This window comes from Pseudomonas sp. NBB, assembly GCF_032701105.1.
In the GTDB taxonomy this organism is placed as follows: Bacteria; Pseudomonadota; Gammaproteobacteria; order Pseudomonadales; family Pseudomonadaceae; genus Aquipseudomonas; species Aquipseudomonas asiatica.
In genome coordinates this window covers 270332-288735 of the sequence record NZ_CP103994.1, presented here as the reverse complement: position 1 = coordinate 288735, position 18404 = coordinate 270332, and the positions used below count along the sequence as shown (strand labels likewise).

Here is an 18404-nt window from a genome sequence, read left to right as displayed (position 1 = left end):
ATCTCTGTGGGAGCGGCCTTGTGTCGCGAAAGGGCCGCAAAGCGGCCCCAGAAAAATAGGCGGCGAACTATGAACACTGGGGCCGCGCTGCGGCCCTTTCGCGACACAAGGCCGCTCCCACAAGATCGTGCCGAAGCGGCGATCAGATCAGGCTCAGGAAGGCTTCGCGCCAAGCAGCATTTGCCGGCAACGCCAGGAAATGCGGGTTGAGCAACGACTCCCGCGCCGGGTACCGGAACGGCAAGCCATCCAGCCCGATTACCTCCCCACCAGCCCCTTCCACCACCCCCTGCGCCGCCGCGGTATCCCACTGCGAGGTCGGTGCCAGGCGGGGATAGCAATCAGCGCTGCCCTCGGCCAACAGGCAGAACTTCAGCGAACTGCCGATATTGGCCAGCTCCAGTTCCCCCAACGCAGCCCCCAACCCGGCCAACAGCGCTTCCTGTTCCGGGCTGGAATGGCGACGGCTGGCAACCACGGTGAAACGCCCACCTGCCGGCGGCGCGTCGCGAACCTGGATCGGCTGCGGAGCCTCACCCGCTTCCGCACGCCAGGCGCCCAACCCACGCCCACCGAAGTAGCAGCGCCCGTTGGTCGGCATGGATACCACGCCGAACACCACCTCGCCGTTTTCGACCAGGGCGATGTTGACCGTGAACTCCTCGCTGCCGGCGATGAATTCCTTGGTGCCATCCAGCGGGTCGACCAGCCACCAGCGGCTCCAGCCCTGACGCTCGGCCAGCGGAATGTTGCAGTCCTCTTCGGACAGCGCCGGGATCTGCGGCGCCAGCGCCAGCAGGCCATCGGCAATCACCCGGTGCGCCGCCAGGTCGGCGGCGGTGACCGGCGAATCGTCGGCCTTGTTGGTCACTGCCACATCGGCGCGCCAGAACGGCAAGATCGCCTCGCCCGCCAACAGGGCCAGCTTGACCACTTCGTGCATCAGTTGCAGGTCGTTCATGCTTCCAGCAGCCCCCGCTGAATCAGCAGGTCACGCGCCAGGTACAGCGCCGCCAAGGCACGCCCCTCGGTGAACTGTGGGTGCATGGCCAGGGCCGAGAGCTCGCGCAGGTTAACCTTGTCGACCCGCATCGGCTCCGGCTCATCGCCCTCCAGGCGCTCCTCGTAGAGGTCGCTGGCCAGCACCACCTGGATCTTCTGGCTCATGTAGCCCGGCGACAGCGACAGCTCGGTAAGGTGCTCCAGCTGGCGAGCGCCATAGCCGGCTTCCTCCTTGAGCTCCCGGTCGGCTGCCGCCAGCACGTCCTCGCCCGGCTCGATCAGGCCTTTGGGCAACGACAGCTCGTATTCGTCGGTGCCGCCGCAGTATTCCTCCACCAGCACCGCGTGCTCGGCATCGAGCATGGCCACGATCATCACCGCGCCGTAACCATTACCTCGGCCCACCAGGCGCTCGTAGGTACGCTCGTTGCCATTGCTGAAGCGCAATTGCACGGCTTCGACGCGAAACAGGCGGCTGCTGGCGACGATTTCGCGGCTGAGGACGGTGGGTTTCTGGCGCATGGGGCGGCTCCTTGGCGTGAACGGGTTACTATACCGTGGCTTGCCGACTGATCGAGAGTTTCCCATGCCTGTTCTTCCCTGGTCCGCCATCGATACCGTCCTGCTGGACATGGATGGCACCCTGCTCGACCTGCATTACGACAACCGCTTCTGGCTGGACCACCTGCCCCAGCGCTATGCCGAGCTGCACGGGGTGAGCCGGGCCATGGCGGAAATGGAACTGCAGCCGCTGTTCGAACGCAATGCCGGCACGCTTAACTGGTATTGCCTGGACTTCTGGAGCCGCGAACTGCGGCTGCCGATCCGTGAGCTGAAACAGGAAATCGCCGACCTGATCGCCCTGCGCCCGGATGCCGACACTTTCCTTGCCGCGATCCGCGACGCGGGCAAGCGCGTGGTGATGATCACCAATGCGCACCGGGATTCGCTGTCACTGAAGCTGGAGCGGGTGGAGCTGGCGCCTTACTTCGAACGGCTGATCAGCTCGCATGACTACGGCTACCCGAAGGAAAGCCCGCAGTTCTGGGATGCATTGCAGGCGGACATCGGCTTTGAACCGGAGCGCAGCCTGTTCATTGATGACACCTTGGCGATTCTGCGCAGTGCGCGACGGTTTGGCGTGGGGCATCTGCTGGCGGTGCGCCAGCCGGATAGCCAGGCCGGGCCGCGCGATACCGAAGAGTTTGCGGCGGTCGAGGATTACCGGGAATTATTGGTAGGCTTGTGAAGGCCCTTTCGCGGGTAAACCCGCTCCCACAGGATCACCACAGGTCTGAACTGTGTGCGATCCCTGTGGGAGCGGGTTTACCCGCGAAGAGGCCGGTACAGGCTGCAGAGATCAGTCAGGAATACGCAGCACCTGCCCCGGATAGATCTTGTCCGGGTGCTTGAGCATCGGTTTGTTGGCCTCGAAGATCTTCTGGTACTTGTTGGGGTCGCCATACACCTTCTTCGAAATCGCGCTCAACGTATCCCCCTTCTCCACCGTCACGAACCGCGCGGCCTGGGCCACCGGCCCGGTCACGGTGATCTGGTCGTCGACACTGGCAACGCCTTCGACATTACCCGCCGCCAGGATGATCTTCTCCTTCTCCTCCTGGCTGGCCACCTCACCCTTGAGGATGATCGTGTCTCCCTCTACAGTGGCCGTGATATTCGGGTTGCCCAGGCCGACACTTTCCACGTGTTTCTTCAGTTGCTCTTCGGCATTGGCATTGCCGGGGGTCAGCAGGTCGATCAACTTCTCGCCCGCTTCCTTGACGAAACTGAACAAGCTCATAACGCTCTCCTTGTTGACGAAACCTCGGACACAGCAGTCTAGGCCAGCTTTTCCCCTGGCGCCCCATGCGACCAATCGACGCGGTCTATCAAGGCATAGACCCTAGCGATTAGACGCCGCCGGCCCGCACGCCTAGGCTTGTGCTATCTGAAAGTTGCCGATAGTCCGATGAACAGTCAGCCCCGATGAACAGCAAGCCTCCGGTCTGCGCGGCCTCATCGCCCTTGACCATGCCCGCCGCCAGCAACACCTACGATTACGTCCAGCTCAACGATGCCAGACGCGACAGCACGCCCCTGGCCGAAGAAGTGGCCCTGGCCATTGCCTACAACGGCCTGAACCAGGCGGTGATGCTGGTCAGCCCCACCGACCTGGAAGACTTCGCCGTCGGCTTCAGTGTCGGCAGCGGCATAGTCGAAGGCACAACGGAAATCTACGACCTGAAACTCTCCGGCAGCGGCTCGGCAATGTACGCCGACCTGGAGATTTCCAGCCGTGCGTTCTGGAACCTGAAAAACCAGCGCCGCCAAATGGCCGGCACCAGTGGTTGCGGCCTGTGCGGGGTCGAAGCGCTGGAGCAGGCACTGCCAGAGCTGGCCAAGCTGCCTGGCGCACCTTTGCCACCCGCGCAATGGTTGGTCGGCCTGCGTGAGCGCATCGATGCCTTCCAGCCCCTCGGCCAACACTGCGGCGCGGTGCATGCGGCGCTGTTCATGGACCGCCATGGCGAGCTGCTGCTAGGCCGTGAAGACATCGGCCGACACAACGCCCTCGACAAGCTGATCGGCGCCTTGCTTCGCCAAGACATCGACAGCCAGGGTGGCCTGGCCATCGTCACCAGCCGCTGCAGCCTGGAGCTGATCCAGAAGGTGCTGCGGGCCGGTATCCAGACCCTGGTCAGCCTGTCGGCGCCCACCGGCCTTGCCCTGCAATGGGCGCGCAAGCACAACCTCAACCTTATCCATCTGCCCAAGCACAGCGCACCGCGGGTCTACAGCCCAGCGGCGGAGTCGTAACAGTCGTGACCTCGTACCAACACCTCCCGGACAACGCCCCAGCCTCTCCACCTCGTTACAAGCCCTACCACGGCCCCGCCGGTGGTTGGGGCGCGCTGCGCAGCGTGGCCAAGGCCTGGGTTGGCAGCGATAACGCGCTGAAGAACATTCGCGCGCTGCTCAAGACCAACCAGAACGGCGGTTTCGACTGCCCCGGCTGCGCATGGGGCGACTCGCCGGAAAGCGGCATGGTCAAGTTCTGCGAGAACGGTGCCAAGGCAGTGAACTGGGAGGCGACCAAGCGCCGCGTCGATGCCGCCTTTTTCGCCCGCTACAGCGTCACTTCGCTGCTGCAGCAGAGCGACTACTGGCTGGAGTACCAGGGGCGCCTGACCGAGCCGATGGTCTATGACGCGTCCAGCGACCGCTACCAGCCGATCAGCTGGGAAGCCGCCTTCACCCTGATCGCTCGCGAGTTGAACAAGCTGGCCAGCCCTGACCAGGCCGAGTTCTACACTTCGGGGCGCGCCAGCAACGAAGCAGCGTACCTGTACCAGCTGTTCGTGCGGGCCTACGGCACCAACAACTTCCCCGACTGCTCGAACATGTGCCACGAGGCCAGCGGCGTGGCCCTGGGGCAAAGCGTCGGGGTCGGCAAGGGCACCGTCACCTTCGATGACTTCGAACACGCCGATGCGATTTTCGTCTGGGGCCAGAACCCCGGTACCAACCACCCGCGCATGCTTGACCCGCTGCGCGATGCGGTAAAACGCGGCGCCCAGGTGGTGTGCATCAACCCGCTCAAGGAACGTGGCCTGGAGCGCTTCCAGCACCCGCAGAACCCGTTGGAAATGCTGACCAACAGCGACCGGCCGACCAACACCGCATTCTTCCGCCCGGCCTTGGGCGGCGACATGGCGCTGCTGCGCGGCATGGCCAAGTTCGTCCTGCAATGGGAACGCGAAGCCCAGGCCAACGGCGAACCGGCAGTCTTCGACCACGCCTTTATCGCCGAACATGGCCATGGCGTCGACGACTACCTGGCGGTAGTGGATGCCACCCCGTGGGAGCACATCCAGACCCAGTCCGGCCTGGCGCTGGCCGATATCGAACTGGCCGCGCGCATGTACTGCCGTGGCAAGCGGGTGATCATGTGCTGGGCGATGGGCATTACCCAGCACCGCCACTCGGTGCCGACCATTCAGGAAATCGTCAACCTGCAAATGCTGCGCGGCAATATCGGCGTGCCAGGTGCCGGCCTGTGCCCGGTGCGTGGTCACAGCAACGTGCAGGGTGACCGAACCATGGGCATCAACGAGCGCCCGCCGGTGGCCCTGCTGGACGCCATCGAGCAGCGCTTCGGCTTCCCCGTGCCCCGGCACAACGGCCACAACACCGTCGAGGCGATCCACGCCATGCTCGACGGCCGGGCCAAGGTATTTATCGGCCTGGGCGGCAACTTCGCCCAGGCAACGCCAGACACCGAGCGCACCGCCCAGGCACTGCGCAACTGCGAGCTGACCGTGCACATCAGCACCAAGCTCAACCGCAGCCACCTGGTGCACGGCAAGCAGGCTCTGATCCTGCCGTGCCTGGGGCGCACCGACATCGACCTGCAGGCAGAAGGGCCACAGGCGGTAACGGTAGAGGACTCGTTCAGCATGGTCCACGCCTCCAATGGCCAGCTGAAGCCGCTGTCGACGCAGATGCGCTCGGAGCCGGCGGTCATCGCCGGTATCGCCGCCGCCACCCTGGGCAAGAAGCCCGTGGACTGGCACTGGCTGGTGGCTGACTACGACCGTATCCGCGAGCTGATCGGCGACACCATCGCCGGCTTCAGCGGCTTCAACCAGCGCCTGCGCGAGCCGGGCGGTTTCTACCTGGGCAACAGCGCCGCCAGCCGCGAATGGAATACCAGCACCGGCCGCGCGAACTTCAAGGCCAACCTGCTGCCCGACACGCTGCTCGACGAGCGTGTACGCGCCAGCGGCCAGGTGCCAGACTTGATCATGCAATCGATGCGCTCGCACGATCAGTACAACACCACCATCTACGGCCTGGACGACCGCTACCGTGGCGTGCGTGGCCAGCGCGAGGTGCTGTTCGCCAACGAAGCCGACATCATCCGCCTGGGCTTCCAGCCTGGGCAGCAGGTCGACATCGTGTCGTTGTGGGGGGATGAGCATGTACGCCGCGTGCATGGCTTTACCCTGCTGGCCTTCGACATCCCGGCCGGGCAGGCGGCGGCGTACTACCCGGAGGTGAACCCGCTGGTGCCTCTGGAAAGCATTGGCGATGGCAGCCATACGCCGACGTCGAAGTTCATTGCCATCAAACTGGAGCGGGCGCGGGACGACGGGCGCATCCTGTAGGAATGGTGTTGGCTTTTCGCGGGTAAAACCGCTCCCACAGAGGTAACTCAAGGTCTGAGAGCGGTGGTATCCCTGTAGGAGCGGGTTCACCCGCGAAGAGGCCGGAAGCCGTGCCGCCAAAAACGAAAAAAGCCCTGTTCCATCAAGGTTCAGGGCTTCGTCATAAAGGTCTCAGACAGCGAAAAAACGATAAAGTTTCACAGTAAATACAGTAAGTTAGAGAATTGTGTACAACTCGTGTTACTCGTCGGATTTCCGTTGCCAGCCGCGCCTGTAAGGCTCAAAAATCGCCCCGTCATCCTAATGAGGCTCTCTTGATGAAGAAGTACTCCTCGATACTGTTGTTGTCTTTCAGCTTGCTCAGCGGCGTTGCCATGGCAGGCGGCACCACCGAGGCCGGCATTGGCGGCGCATTGGGTGGGGTACTGGGCTCCGTGGTGGGCAACTCCATCGGTGGTAGCACCGGCGGCGCCATTGGTGCCGGCCTGGGCGGCGCGGCTGGCGGTGCCTTGGGTGCCGACAAGCATCAGCGTGGGGAAGCCGCAATCGGCGGCGCGCTGGGCGCAGCAGGCGGTAACGTGGTCGGCCGCTCCGTGGGCGGCACTACCGGTAGCTACATTGGCGCGGCAGCCGGCGGTGGTGCCGGTGGCGCACTGGGTAACTACATGGGTAAGGAGGCCGACAGAGACGATTACCACGATGGCCGCCGCTACCGTCGTGGTTATGACGACGACCGTCGCCACTGGGACCGTGGCCATCATTACGGCCATCGCAAGCACAAGCGCCACTGGCGCGACTAACGCCTGAGGGCCCTGCCCCGGCAACAAAAGCCCCGCCCCTGCCAGCGGGGCTTTTTTATGCCTGCTGTTCCAGCAGTACACCAGACAGGATCACCTGCAGCGTCTCTGGCAATGCCACCGGCCGGCCACTGGCGCGTTCGATGAACACCTGCACCACCGTGCCTGCCGCACACGCCTCCGGCTCCCCTGGGCGGAACAGGGCCAGGCGGTACTCCACCGTGCTGCCCGCCAGGCGCATCACCCCCAGCCCCACTTCCAGCACATCCGGGAAGCCGGGCAGTGCGTAGAAATCCGCCGCCGAACTGACCACGAAGGCCGCCAGCTCGCCGTCACGCAGGTCCAGTTCGGCCTGTTCGACGAGGAACGCTTGAATGGAGGTTTCGAAAAAGCCATGCACGGTGGCACCGGCGACGTGGCCATTCAGGTCATTGTCCTGGGGGCGAGTGAGGATGGGGTGGAAGTGGGAGAAGGCAGTGCGCTGTGGGGATTCGGTCATCTGGCTGGCTCTTGTCTTCGCAATGAATGCTGACAGTGAAACAGAAAAACCGGTTTCCCGCTGCTTGTGCCGGCCTCTTCGCGGCTACACCACCAACGTTGAATGCAGTGCAGTACCTGTAGGAGCGGCTTTAGCCGCGAAGAGGCCGGTACAGGCAGTAGAAAACGAAAAGGCCGCCCATTGGGGCGGCCTTTTCGTTACCGGCAAGCTCAGCTTACAGCTGCGGGCCAGCGGCCTTGATGGCGTCGGAAACTTCGAACTTCTTGAAGTTTTCGATGAACAGCTTGGCCAGGCCTTTGGCAGCCTCGTCGTAGGCAGCCTTGTCAGCCCAGTTGGTGCGCGGGTTGAGCAGCACGGTATCAACGCCTGGAACGGCCTTAGGCACGTCCAGGTTGATGATGTCCAGGTGCTCGGTTTCGGCACCGATCAGCGCGCCGCTCTGGATCGCAGCGATCACGGCACGGGTGGTCGGGATGCTGAAGCGCTTGCCAACGCCGTAGCCACCGCCGGTCCAGCCGGTGTTGACCAGGTAGACCTTCGAGTCGAAGCCCTTGATACGCTTGATCAGCAGCTCGGCGTATTCGCCAGCCGGGCGCGGGAAGAACGGGGCGCCGAAGCAGGTGGAGAAGGTCGACTTGATGCCGCTGCCCGAACCCATTTCGGTGGAACCGACCAGCGCGGTGTAGCCGGACAGGAAGTGGTAGGCCGCCTGCTCGTTGTTCAGGATCGAAACCGGCGGCAGTACACCAGTCAGGTCGCAGGTCAGGAAGATGACTGCGTTCGGCTCGCCGCCCAGGTTCGCTTCGGAACGCTTGGCAACGTGCTCCAGCGGGTAGGCCGCACGGCTGTTCTGGGTCAGGCTGACATCGGTGTAGTCGGCGTGCTTGTTGGCGTCGAGAACGACGTTTTCCAGCACGGCGCCATGCTTGATGGCTTTCCAGATGACCGGCTCGTTCTTCTCGGACAAGTCGATGCACTTGGCGTAGCAGCCGCCTTCGATGTTGAAGACCACGCCCTCGCCCCAGCCGTGCTCGTCGTCACCGATCAGGTAACGGCTTTCGTCGGCCGACAGGGTGGTCTTGCCGGTGCCGGACAGGCCGAAGAACAGGGTTACATCGCCTGCTTCGCCGATGTTGGCGGCGCAGTGCATCGGCAGTACGTCGGCAGCCGGCAGCAGGAAGTTCTGTACCGAGAACATGGCTTTCTTCATTTCGCCGGCGTAGCGCATGCCAGCGATCAGAACCTTCTTCTGAGCGAAGTTGATGATCACGCAACCATCGGAGTTGGTGCCGTCACGCTCAGGCTCGCACACGAAGTTGGCGACGTTGAGGACCTGCCACTCGCCACGACCAGCCGGGTTGTACTGCTCCGGGTTGATGAACAGGCAACGACCGAACAGGTTCTGCCAGGCAGTCTGGGTGGTCATCTTCACCGGCAGGTAGTGCTCGGCGGCCGCCCCTACGTGAACGTAGGAAACGAAGTGATCCTGGGCGTTGTTGAACGCCTCGACGCGGTCCCACAGGGCATCGAACTTGTCGGCCGGGAACTTGCGGTTGATCGGGCCCCAGGCAATGGCATCCTGGGTGGAAGGTTCTTCGACGATGAAACGGTCAGCCGGCGAACGGCCTGTACGGTGACCAGTCTCCACGACCAGTGCGCCAGTATCGGCTAGTACGCCTTCACCGCGTTGCAGCGCTTCTTTTACCAGCTCATCGACGCTCAGGTCGGTGTACACGGTGTTTTTGGCTTGCGTCATGAGATACCCCATCCGGCCCGAGGCCGAGTGCTCCAAACGTTTTGTAGTTGTCTTGAAAAAACTACTACAGCGAAAAAAGTGGCCGGATTATGCCAGAAACGCCCAAAAAAAGTAGGCCCCTCCTGTCAGAACTGCGCTTTTGCGCAATTCGACAGGAGATTATCCTGTAGTTAAACGTTTCAGTGACGAGTTTCTGAGGCTACGTCAGTGCCGCCACCAGCAAACAGTTGCGCCACATCGCTGGCGTCGAAGAAATAGCGCTCGTTGCAGAACTGGCAATCGATCTCAACCTGGCCGCCACACTCTTCCACCAGTGCCTTGGCATCGTGCTCGCCCAAACTGACCAGCGCATTGCCGGAACGTTCGCGAGAGCAGCTGCAGTTGAAGCGCAGCGGCTGGATATCGAACAAGCGCACGGCATCTTCGTGGTACAGGCGGTGCAACAGGGTTTCGTTGTCCAGCGCCCACTCATCGGCCTTGAGCGTGGTGGCCAATGCCACAACATGCTGCCAGCTTTCTTCACGCTCTTCATCGTCCGGCTGGCGATCGCGCGGCAGTTGCTGCAGCAGCAGGCCACGGGCCTTGCCGCCTTCGGCGTTGAGCCAGAAGCGCGTGTTGAGCTGTTGCGACTGGACGAAGTAGTTGGTGAAGCACTCCGACAGGGTGGCGCCGTCGAGGTCGACAGTGCCCTGGTAGCGCTGGCCCTTGACTGGATCAATGGTCAGGGTCAGGTGGCCGTCAGGCATCAGCTGCGACAGGGTCGCATTCGCCGGGATCTGGTCCGCTTCGTAGCGGGCCATGCCACGGATGTCCCGGTCACCCGAACATTCGACCATCAACAGCGGGATCGGCCCTGCGGAACGCGCCTGCAGAATCAGCAGGCCGTCGAACTTCAGCGCCCCCACCAGCAAGGCGGTGGCGGCCATCAGCTCGCCCAGCAGTGCCTGCACCGGCTGTGGGTACTCATGACGCGCCAGCACCGCGGCGTAGCTGTCATCGAGAGACACCCACTCGCCGCGCACATCGCGCTCGTCGAAGATGAAACGTTGGGTGAAATCGGTATCAGGCAAGTCGCTCATAGGTTTTGGCTATCTGAAAAATGATGACAAAATGGTTACAAGGGTTGTCGGAAAACATGCGAGAACCCGTGACAGAGCGCTCACAAGGCGCTCCGATTCCTGTTTGCAATAGAGGTATTTTATGGACAATCGACCACTGTTCCAAGCAAGGTGGTCCTGGGGGCCATTGGCAGCCTGTACGCTGCTTCCTATCGCTCTACTGTGTTTCTGGTTATGGCCCATTGGCCAGATCTTGTGCCTGACTTTCGACGAGTGGCTATTCCACAGCCTGAATGCGCCGCTGGCCGACAACACCACCTGGCGCTACATCTGGACCGTCGGTAGCCTGCGCCCATTCGACATCGTCGTCGGCCTGATCCTTCTGGCAGTGCTTATCCGTGGCGACTGGGTGTTCAAGGCAACCCAGGTGCGCCAGGCCTTTTTCGGCTTCCTGGTCACGCTAATCCTCTTAGTGGTGATTCGCGCGCTGTTTTCCAAGTGGGTGGATGCAGCCGGCTGGCAGCACAAGAGCCCTTCGATGATGTTCGACGAGGTGGTGCACCTCAGCGACTACTATCCGAACCTGGAGGCGGTCTGGGAGCTCAAGGACCGTTCCAGCAAGAGTTTCCCGGGCGATCATGCCTCGGTGCTGCTGGTCTGGGCGCTGTTCATGAGCGTGTTCAGCCGCCGCCTGGTGCAGTACCTGGTGGTCTGGGGGTTGGCGGTTTTGTTCATGTTGCCGCGCCTGGTGGCCGGTGCCCACTGGGGGCAGGATGACTACATCGGCGGGCTGCTGATGGCGGTGCTGGCGTTGGGCTGGAGCTGCTACACGCCGCTGGCGGCCAAGGGAAGTGCGGTGCTGATGCGCTGGACGGCGCCAGTGTTCGCGATCACGGCCAAGTTACCGCTGGTCGGGCGCTTGGCGGTGACCCGCTAGATCCTTGGGGCTACTGCGTAGCCCATCGCGACACAAGGCCGCTCCCACAAGTACCGCACAAGGCATTCAGGCAACGCCCTGCTTGTGGGAGCGGCCTTGTGTCGCGAAAGGGCCGCAAAGCGGCCCCGGCTATTCGAAGCTCCCATGCAACTGATGAATCTGCCGCCGCTGCTTCTTGGTCGGCCGCCCATCGGTGGTCACGCCCATCGCCCCGGCCTTGCGCAGTTCCGCCGCCTGTTCACGCCGGCGCACGCTGTCCTCGGTCTCTTCGTACAACGTCTGCGCCTCTGGCGCCCCACGCCGCACCACCGACAGAGCCTTCACCACCACGGTGCGCTCGTCGAACCCGGTGCGCAGCACGAACTCGTCACCCACCCGCGGCTCCTTGCCCGGCTTGCAGCGCTCACCCCGGCAATGCACCTTGCCGCTCTCGATCGCCGCCTTGGCCAGCGCGCGAGTCTTGTAGAAGCGTGCCGCCCACAGCCATTTGTCCAGGCGGACCTTGTCGTCGTCTTCGGCTTTTTGTGCCATCCCGTTACCTCGAACGCTGTGTTTCATCGAACTGTACTACCGTAACGATCGGATGCAAAAAATCCCCGCCGTGCTTACAGTTCACCACCTCATCCGCAGGGTGCGTTTCGTGAAGACATTTGACCATTTGACTGTGATCGGCCTGCGCGAGTGGGTCGCCCTGCCCGACCTCGGCGTGGCCGGGCTGCGCGCCAAGATCGACACTGGTGCCAGCACCTCCAGCCTGCACGCCACCGAGGTGGAACCGTTCGAGCGCGACGGCCAGCCCTGGGTCCGCTTTACCGCACATCTTGGCTCGGTGGTGCAGTTGCGCCACCGCCGCTGCGAGGCACCGCTGGTGACCATGAAAACCATCAAGAGCTCCAACGGCCAGGCCCAGACCCGCTATGTCATCCGCACGTCACTGGCCCTGGGCGATGGTGTGTGGGAAGTGGAGTTCACCCTGGCCTGCCGCAAGAACATGCGTTATCGCCTGTTGCTGGGTTCCAAGGCCCTGATCCATGGTCAACTGGTGGTCAACCCTGGCCTCAAATACGTACAAGACAAACCGGCCTTCCCGGCCACCCTTTCTACTGCCACAGGTGCTGCATGAAGATCGCTGTGCTGTCGCGCAATCCGCGTCTGTATTCCACCCGCCGCCTGGTCGAAGCCGGTACCCAGCGGGGCCACGAAATGGTGGTGATCGACACCCTGCGGGCCTACATGAACATTGCCAGCCACAAACCGCAGATCCACTACCGCGGCAAGCCGCTGGAAGGCTTCGACGCGGTGATCCCGCGCATCGGTGCATCGGTGACCTTCTATGGCTGCGCAGTGCTGCGCCAGTTCGAGATGATGGGTGTGTATCCGCTCAACGAGTCGGTAGCGATAGCCCGCTCCCGCGACAAGCTGCGTTCACTGCAATTGCTGTCGCGGCGCGGCATCGGCCTGCCGATTACCGGTTTCGCCCACTCGCCGGACGACATCCCCGACCTGATCCAGATGGTCAACGGCGCCCCGCTGGTGATCAAGGTACTGGAAGGTACACAGGGCATCGGCGTGGTGCTGTGCGAAACCACCAAGGCCGCCGAATCGGTGATCGAGGCGTTCATGGGGTTGAAGCAGAACATCATGGTGCAGGAATACATCAAGGAAGCGGGTGGCGCGGATATCCGCTGCTTCGTGGTCGGCGACAAGGTCATTGCGTCGATGAAGCGCCAGGCCAAGCCAGGCGAATTCCGCTCCAACCTGCACCGCGGTGGAGTGGCCAGCCTGATCAAGATCACCCCGGAAGAACGCATGACCGCCATTCGCGCGGCCAAGGTAATGGGCTTGAGTGTGGCGGGTGTGGATATCCTGCGCTCCAACCACGGGCCGCTGGTGATGGAAGTGAACTCATCGCCGGGGCTGGAAGGCATCGAAGTGACCACCGGCAAGAACGTGGCCGCCATGATCATCGAGCATCTGGAGAAGAATGGTGGGCCTAATCAGACTCGGACCAAGGGTAAGGGCTGAGATTTTGGGGCTGCTGCGCAGCCCATCGCGACACAAGGCCGCTCCTACAGGATTACGCGATCCTCTGTAGGAGCGGCCCTGTGTCGCGAAAGGGCCGCAAAGCGGCCCCGGCAATCACACGGCATTGCGCGGTAGCAACAGCCCCAAAGGCAACCGTACCCGCGCCTCGATCCCGCCACCAGAGCGATTGCGCAACTCCACATTCCCACCATGCTGCGCCGCGATCCGCTTGACGATCGCCAGCCCCAGCCCGGTGCCCTTGCCCCCCCGGGCCCGGTCACCACGAATGAACGGGTTGAAGATGGTCTCCAGCTCCGACTCGTCGATCCCCGTCCCGCGGTCCAGCACGCTCAGCACCACATACGGCGCACTCTCGTCGCCCGACACATAGGCGGCCACCTCGACCCCTTTGCCGGCGTGGTGCAGGGCGTTGCCGATCAGGTTGCCCAGCATGCGCTTGAGCGAAACCCGGCGCAGCGGGAACGGTGGGATCGGCTCCAGGCACAACCGCACCCGTTCTTCCGGCTGGTTGTACGGCGCCACCACTTCGCGCACCAGGTCGGCCAGGTCGACCTCCTCAACCGGCTCGTCACGCCCATCGCGGATAAAGGCCAGGAACTGGTCGAGGATCGCGTCCATGTCCTCGATATCGCGGACCATGTCGTCACTCAGTTCGCTGTCGCTGTCCAGCAACGACAACGACAGGCGCAGGCGCGTCAGCGGTGTACGCAGGTCGTGGGAAACCCCGGCCAGCATCAGCTCGCGCTCGCGCCCGGCCTGCTCGACATCCTCGGCCATCTGGTTGAAGGCCTTGTACACCTCGGTCATCTCGCTGGGCGTATCGCTGATCGGCAGGCGCACGCTGCGCCCCTGGCCCAGCTGCCGGGCGGCGAACACCAGGCGCTTGAGCGGCTGGTTCAGCTGGCGCACGAAGATCCAGGCCGAAGCTGTGGACAACAGGCCGATGGCCAGGAACCAACCCAGCACGTTCCAGATCTTCTGCCCACGCAGCGGGTGCGGGTACAGCGGTACCTTCAACCAGCCCGGCCCCAGGCTTGGCGCATTGACCCACAACGCCGGCGGCGCATGAATGCGCAGCCGTACCTCGGTGTCTTCACCCAACTCGGCCTGCATCTGCCGTTGGTAGATTTCGCTGTAGGGCCAGTGCTGCTCACCCTCGGGCACGCCCGAGCCGGTGACCCGGATAAGGCCTGCCGCTTCGGCGATCTTGTCGCGGTTTTCTTCGTCGGCCGCCCAATAAGCGCGCAGGGTCAGCGCAACACCGTGGCTGTACTGACGGTCGACCAGCACGTCCTCGTTCATCAACAGGTAGACCAGGGTCAACGCCTTGGAGAACAGGACGACGATCAACACCAGCCACAGGGTGCGGGCGAAGAAACTTTGCGGAAACCAGAGCGGTGTTTTCATCGACGGCGCGGCATCATTTACCGGCGTTTCCGTCCGGCACGAACACGTAGCCCACGCCCCACACGGTCTGGATATAACGCGGCTTGGACGGGTCCGGCTCGATCATGCGGCGCAGACGCGAAATCTGCACGTCGATGGAGCGTTCCAGCGCATCCCATTCGCGGCCACGCGCCAGGTTCATCAGCTTGTCGCGGGTCAGCGGCTCGCGTGCGTGCATCACCAGCGCCTTGAGCACGGCGAACTCGCCGGTGGTGAGCATGTGCACTTCGTCGCCACGCTTGAGTTCGCGAGTGGCCAGCGACAGCTCGTAGTCGCCGAAGGTGACCGACTCGTCTTCGCTACCAGGCGCACCCGGCACGCTCGGTGCCTGGCGGCGCAGCACGGCCTTGACCCGGGCCATCAGCTCGTCCGGGTTGAACGGCTTGCCCAGGTAGTCGTCTGCGCCCAGCTCCAAGCCCTTGATACGGCTGAGCTCGTCACCCTTGGCGGTGAGCATGATGATCGGGATCTGGTTGTTCTGCTGGCGCAGGCGCTTGCACGCCGACAGGCCATCCTCGCCGGGCAGCATCAGGTCGAGCACCACCAGGTTGAACACCTCACGCTGCAGCAGGCGGTCCATCTGCTCGGTGTTGGGCACCGCACGGGCACGGTAGCCCTTGCTGGTGAAGAAACGTTCCAGCAGGCTGCTCAGCCCCGGGTCGTCGTCGACGATGAGAATCTTGTCACCTTCAGCGGTGTTTGGCGTGCCGGTCATGAATAACTCCTCTGATATCGCCGCGCATTATGGCGTAGCCATTGCTGCACGTTGCGTGAGCATTGTTAGCAGATTTTTCCCCCGGCGCCAGTTCCGGCTGGCCGGGCGCCATCACCGCAAGCCGTTTGCGATGGGTATAATGCGCGGCTTTCATCCAGCGCCGCCGGGCGACAGGCCCACAGGCGACCCCCGTATTCACAAATGTCAGGTGGTTTACATGGACAGCATCAACAGCCGTATCGCCGAGGAACTGGGCGTACGCCCCCAGCAGGTCGAGGCGGCCGTGGGCCTGTTGGACGAAGGCTCGACCGTGCCCTTCATCGCCCGCTACCGCAAGGAAGTGACCGGTAGCCTGGACGACACCCAGCTGCGCCATCTGGAAGAGCGCCTGCGCTACCTGCGCGAACTCGACGAGCGCCGTGCCAGCATCCTGGCCAGCATCGAGGAGCAGGGCAAGCTGACCCCGGAACTGGCCCGCGAGATCAAGCTGGCCGATACCAAGACCCGCCTCGAAGACCTGTACCTGCCGTACAAGCAGAAGCGCCGCACCAAGGGCCAGATCGCCCTGGAAGCCGGCCTCGGCGAGCTGGCCGACTGCCTGTTCAACAACCCAGACCTCGCCCCGGAAAGCGAAGCCGCACGCTTCGTCAACGCCGACAAGGGCGTGGCCGACGTCAAGGCCGCGCTGGAAGGCGCCAAGTACATCCTCATGGAGCGCTTCGCCGAAGACGCCGCCCTGCTCGACAAGCTGCGCAGCTTCCTCAAGCAGGAGTCGGTGCTCAGCGCCCGCGTCGTGCCTGGCAAGGAAGAGGAAGGCGCCAAGTTCCGCGACTACTTCGCCCATGACGAACTGCTGCGCAACGCCCCGTCGCACCGCGCCCTGGCAATTTTCCGCGGGCGTAACGAAGGCGTGCTGAGCGCCTCGCTGAAAGTCGGCGAAGAACTGCCCGGCACCCTGCACCCGTGCGAACTGATGATCGGCAACCACGTCGGCATCGAGAACCGCAACCGCCCGGCCGACAAGTGGCTGGGCGAAGTGGTGCGCTGGACCTGGAAGGTCAAGCTGTACACCCACCTGGAAACCGACCTGTTCGGCGAGCTGCGCGACAACGCCGAAGGCGAGGCGATCAATGTGTTCGCCCACAACCTGCACGACCTGCTGCTGGCCGCCCCGGCCGGCCCGCGCGCCACCCTGGGCTTCGACCCGGGCCTGCGTACCGGCTGCAAGATCGCTGTGGTCGATGCCACAGGCAAGTTGCTGGACCACACCACGGTCTACCCGCACGCGCCGAAGAACGATTGGGACCGCACCATTTCGATCATGGCTGCGCTGTGCGCCAAGCACTCGGTGGAGCTGATCGCCATCGGTAACGGCACCGCCAGCCGCGAAAGCGACAAGCTGGTGGCGGAGCTGGTCAAGAAGTACCCAGCGCTGAAGATCACCAAGATCATGGTTTCCGAGGCCGGCGCTTCGGTGTATTCCGCATCGGAACTGGCCGCCCGCGAATTCCCGGACCTGGACGTGTCGATCCGTGGCGCCGTGTCGATTGCCCGCCGCCTGCAGGACCCGCTGGCCGAGCTGGTGAAGATCGACCCGAAATCCATCGGTGTCGGCCAGTACCAGCATGACGTGTCTCAACTGAAACTGGCGCGCGGCCTGGACGCCGTGGTCGAGGACTGCGTGAACGCCGTGGGCGTGGACGTCAACACCGCCTCGGTGGCCCTGCTGACGCGCATCTCCGGCCTTAACGCTACCCTGGCGCAGAACATCGTCGCCCACCGCGATGCCAACGGCCCGTTCGCCACTCGCGCGGCACTGAAAAAGGTCAGCCGCCTGGGTGAGAAAACCTTTGAACAAGCCGCCGGCTTCCTGCGTGTGATGAACGGCGACAACCCGCTGGATGCCTCTGCGGTGCACCCCGAGGCCTACCCGCTGGTGCAACGGATTGCCGCCGATACCGGCCGTGACATCCGCTCGCTGATCGGTGACAGCAGCTTCCTCAAGCGTCTGGACCCGAAGAAATTTACCGATGAAACCTTCGGCCTGCCGACCGTCACCGACATCCTGCAAGAACTGGACAAGCCTGGCCGCGACCCACGCCCCGAATTCAAGACCGCCACCTTCCAGGACGGCGTCGAAGACCTCAAGGACCTGGAACCGGGCATGATCCTCGAAGGCGTGGTGACCAACGTCACCAACTTCGGCGCCTTCGTCGACATCGGCGTGCACCAGGACGGCCTGGTGCACATTTCGGCGCTGTCGGAGAAGTTCATCAAGGACCCGCGTGAAGCGGTCAAGGCCGGCGACGTGGTCAAGGTCAAGGTCATGGAAGTGGACATCCCGCGCAAGCGTGTCGGCCTGTCCATGCGCATGAGCGACACCCCTGGCGAGAAGGTCGATGGCAACCGCGGCGGTAACCGTGGCAATGGCGGCAACCGCCAGCAGCAGGCGCCGCGCCAGCGCGAAACCGCCACCGCTGCACCGGCCAACAACGCCATGGCAGCCCTGTTCGCCAACGCCAAGCAGCTGAAGAAGAAGTGATGGACGTTCCACGCGAATACGTCGAAAGCGCCTTCAGCCAGCTCCTCGGCTGCCGCCTGCAACGCCTGGAAACAGGTGTTGCCGAGGTAGCCCTGGCGCTCGAGCCACACTTGCGCAACCGTGGCCAGAAGCTGCACGGCGGGGCGATCTTCAGCCTGGTGGACATCGCCATGGGCCTGGCCTGCTCGGCCAGCCATGGCTTCGACCAGCAAAGCGTCACCATCGAGTGCAAGATCAACTACATGCGCGCCGTCAGTGACGGCGAGGTGCTGTGCACCGCCCGCGTGCTGCACGCCGGGCGGCGTACCCTGGTGGTCGACGCCGACGTAGTTCAGGGCGACAAGCTGGTGGCGAAAGCGCAAGGAACCTTCGCGGTTCTCTAGCTCACCAAGCATTATCTGCGGTATTTTCAGCAGTGCGCTGGCACTGCTGGATCCG

Annotated in this window: 18 protein-coding genes; 9 read left to right on the top strand and 9 right to left on the bottom strand. The window is 63.4% G+C overall.

Annotated elements, in window-relative coordinates:
• Positions 1 to 142 precede the first annotated feature (142 nt).
• Both cysQ and nudE read right to left on the bottom strand, forming a co-directional pair.
• Complete coding sequence (gene cysQ, locus NY023_RS01260; RefSeq protein ID WP_013970467.1) at positions 143 to 961, bottom strand: 3'(2'),5'-bisphosphate nucleotidase CysQ; 819 nt, start codon at positions 959 to 961, stop codon at positions 143 to 145.
• Positions 958 to 1524 (bottom strand): ADP compounds hydrolase NudE, encoded by a 567-nt coding sequence (nudE, locus tag NY023_RS01255; protein WP_013970466.1) that lies wholly within the window; start codon positions 1522 to 1524, stop codon positions 958 to 960. The genes cysQ and nudE overlap by 4 nt, the downstream gene beginning before the upstream one ends.
• Positions 1525 to 1588: 64 nt before the next feature.
• Between nudE and yrfG the strand changes: the two genes are divergently transcribed.
• On the top strand, positions 1589 to 2251 hold the full coding sequence (gene yrfG, locus NY023_RS01250; RefSeq protein WP_003257447.1) for a GMP/IMP nucleotidase: 663 nt from the start codon (positions 1589 to 1591) through the stop codon (positions 2249 to 2251).
• Positions 2252 to 2362: 111 nt separating this feature from the next.
• Here yrfG and lysM read toward each other — a convergent pair whose 3' ends face one another.
• On the bottom strand, positions 2363 to 2803 hold the full coding sequence (gene lysM / locus NY023_RS01245) for a peptidoglycan-binding protein LysM (RefSeq protein WP_013970465.1): 441 nt from the start codon (positions 2801 to 2803) through the stop codon (positions 2363 to 2365).
• Between the two features lie 185 nt (positions 2804 to 2988).
• Here lysM and fdhD point away from each other — a divergent pair, with 185 nt between their 5' ends.
• The 3 genes from fdhD to NY023_RS01230 all read left to right on the top strand — a co-directional run bounded on the left by fdhD (position 2989) and on the right by NY023_RS01230 (position 6970).
• A complete protein-coding gene (gene fdhD, locus NY023_RS01240; RefSeq protein ID WP_013970464.1) occupies positions 2989 to 3819 on the top strand; it encodes a formate dehydrogenase accessory sulfurtransferase FdhD in 831 nt (276 codons plus the stop codon).
• A gap of 5 nt (positions 3820 to 3824) precedes the next feature.
• On the top strand, positions 3825 to 6170 hold the full coding sequence (locus NY023_RS01235; RefSeq protein WP_024087994.1) for an FdhF/YdeP family oxidoreductase: 2346 nt from the start codon (positions 3825 to 3827) through the stop codon (positions 6168 to 6170).
• A 317-nt stretch (positions 6171 to 6487) separates the two neighbouring features.
• On the top strand, positions 6488 to 6970 hold the full coding sequence (locus NY023_RS01230; protein WP_013970462.1) for a glycine zipper domain-containing protein: 483 nt from the start codon (positions 6488 to 6490) through the stop codon (positions 6968 to 6970).
• Between the two features lie 55 nt (positions 6971 to 7025).
• On the opposite strand, the gene NY023_RS01225 is transcribed toward NY023_RS01230, so the two are convergent.
• The 3 genes from NY023_RS01225 to hslO all read right to left on the bottom strand — a co-directional run bounded on the left by NY023_RS01225 (position 7026) and on the right by hslO (position 10301).
• Positions 7026 to 7466, bottom strand: a complete 441-nt coding sequence (locus NY023_RS01225; protein ID WP_013970461.1) for an acyl-CoA thioesterase — start codon at positions 7464 to 7466, stop codon at positions 7026 to 7028.
• Positions 7467 to 7680: 214 nt separating this feature from the next.
• Positions 7681 to 9222 carry a phosphoenolpyruvate carboxykinase gene (locus NY023_RS01220; protein WP_013970460.1) on the bottom strand — a complete coding sequence of 514 codons (1542 nt, stop codon included), beginning with the start codon at positions 9220 to 9222 and terminating at the stop codon, positions 7681 to 7683.
• A 179-nt stretch (positions 9223 to 9401) separates the two neighbouring features.
• Positions 9402 to 10301 carry an Hsp33 family molecular chaperone HslO gene (hslO, locus tag NY023_RS01215; RefSeq protein WP_013970459.1) on the bottom strand — a complete coding sequence of 300 codons (900 nt, stop codon included), beginning with the start codon at positions 10299 to 10301 and terminating at the stop codon, positions 9402 to 9404.
• A 121-nt stretch (positions 10302 to 10422) separates the two neighbouring features.
• On the opposite strand from hslO, the gene NY023_RS01210 reads away from it, so the two are divergent.
• Positions 10423 to 11217 carry a phosphatase PAP2 family protein gene (locus NY023_RS01210; protein WP_023662013.1) on the top strand — a complete coding sequence of 265 codons (795 nt, stop codon included), beginning with the start codon at positions 10423 to 10425 and terminating at the stop codon, positions 11215 to 11217.
• A 129-nt stretch (positions 11218 to 11346) separates the two neighbouring features.
• Here the strand turns inward: NY023_RS01210 and NY023_RS01205 are convergent, their stop codons facing one another.
• A complete protein-coding gene (locus NY023_RS01205; RefSeq protein ID WP_013970457.1) occupies positions 11347 to 11748 on the bottom strand; it encodes an RNA-binding S4 domain-containing protein in 402 nt (133 codons plus the stop codon).
• Between the two features lie 175 nt (positions 11749 to 11923).
• Between NY023_RS01205 and NY023_RS01200 the strand changes: the two genes are divergently transcribed.
• Both NY023_RS01200 and rimK read left to right on the top strand, forming a co-directional pair.
• A complete protein-coding gene (locus tag NY023_RS01200) occupies positions 11924 to 12340 on the top strand; it encodes an ATP-dependent zinc protease (RefSeq protein ID WP_230491514.1) in 417 nt (138 codons plus the stop codon).
• Complete coding sequence (rimK, locus tag NY023_RS01195) at positions 12337 to 13242, top strand: 30S ribosomal protein S6--L-glutamate ligase (RefSeq protein ID WP_013970455.1); 906 nt, start codon at positions 12337 to 12339, stop codon at positions 13240 to 13242. Before NY023_RS01200 ends, rimK begins: the two co-directional genes overlap by 4 nt.
• Positions 13243 to 13356: 114 nt before the next feature.
• Here rimK and NY023_RS01190 read toward each other — a convergent pair whose 3' ends face one another.
• Both NY023_RS01190 and ompR read right to left on the bottom strand, forming a co-directional pair.
• Positions 13357 to 14670: an ATP-binding protein gene (locus NY023_RS01190; RefSeq protein ID WP_013970454.1), complete on the bottom strand. Its 1314-nt coding sequence runs from the start codon at positions 14668 to 14670 to the stop codon at positions 13357 to 13359.
• 13 nt (positions 14671 to 14683) lie between these two features.
• Positions 14684 to 15424: a two-component system response regulator OmpR gene (ompR, locus tag NY023_RS01185; RefSeq protein ID WP_012270052.1), complete on the bottom strand. Its 741-nt coding sequence runs from the start codon at positions 15422 to 15424 to the stop codon at positions 14684 to 14686.
• A 217-nt stretch (positions 15425 to 15641) separates the two neighbouring features.
• Between ompR and NY023_RS01180 the strand changes: the two genes are divergently transcribed.
• Together NY023_RS01180 and NY023_RS01175 are read left to right on the top strand one after the other, a co-directional pair.
• A complete protein-coding gene (locus tag NY023_RS01180; protein ID WP_013970453.1) occupies positions 15642 to 17966 on the top strand; it encodes a Tex family protein in 2325 nt (774 codons plus the stop codon).
• On the top strand, positions 17966 to 18349 hold the full coding sequence (locus NY023_RS01175) for a PaaI family thioesterase (protein ID WP_003257433.1): 384 nt from the start codon (positions 17966 to 17968) through the stop codon (positions 18347 to 18349). The genes NY023_RS01180 and NY023_RS01175 overlap by 1 nt, the downstream gene beginning before the upstream one ends.
• Positions 18350 to 18404: the final 55 nt, after the last annotated feature.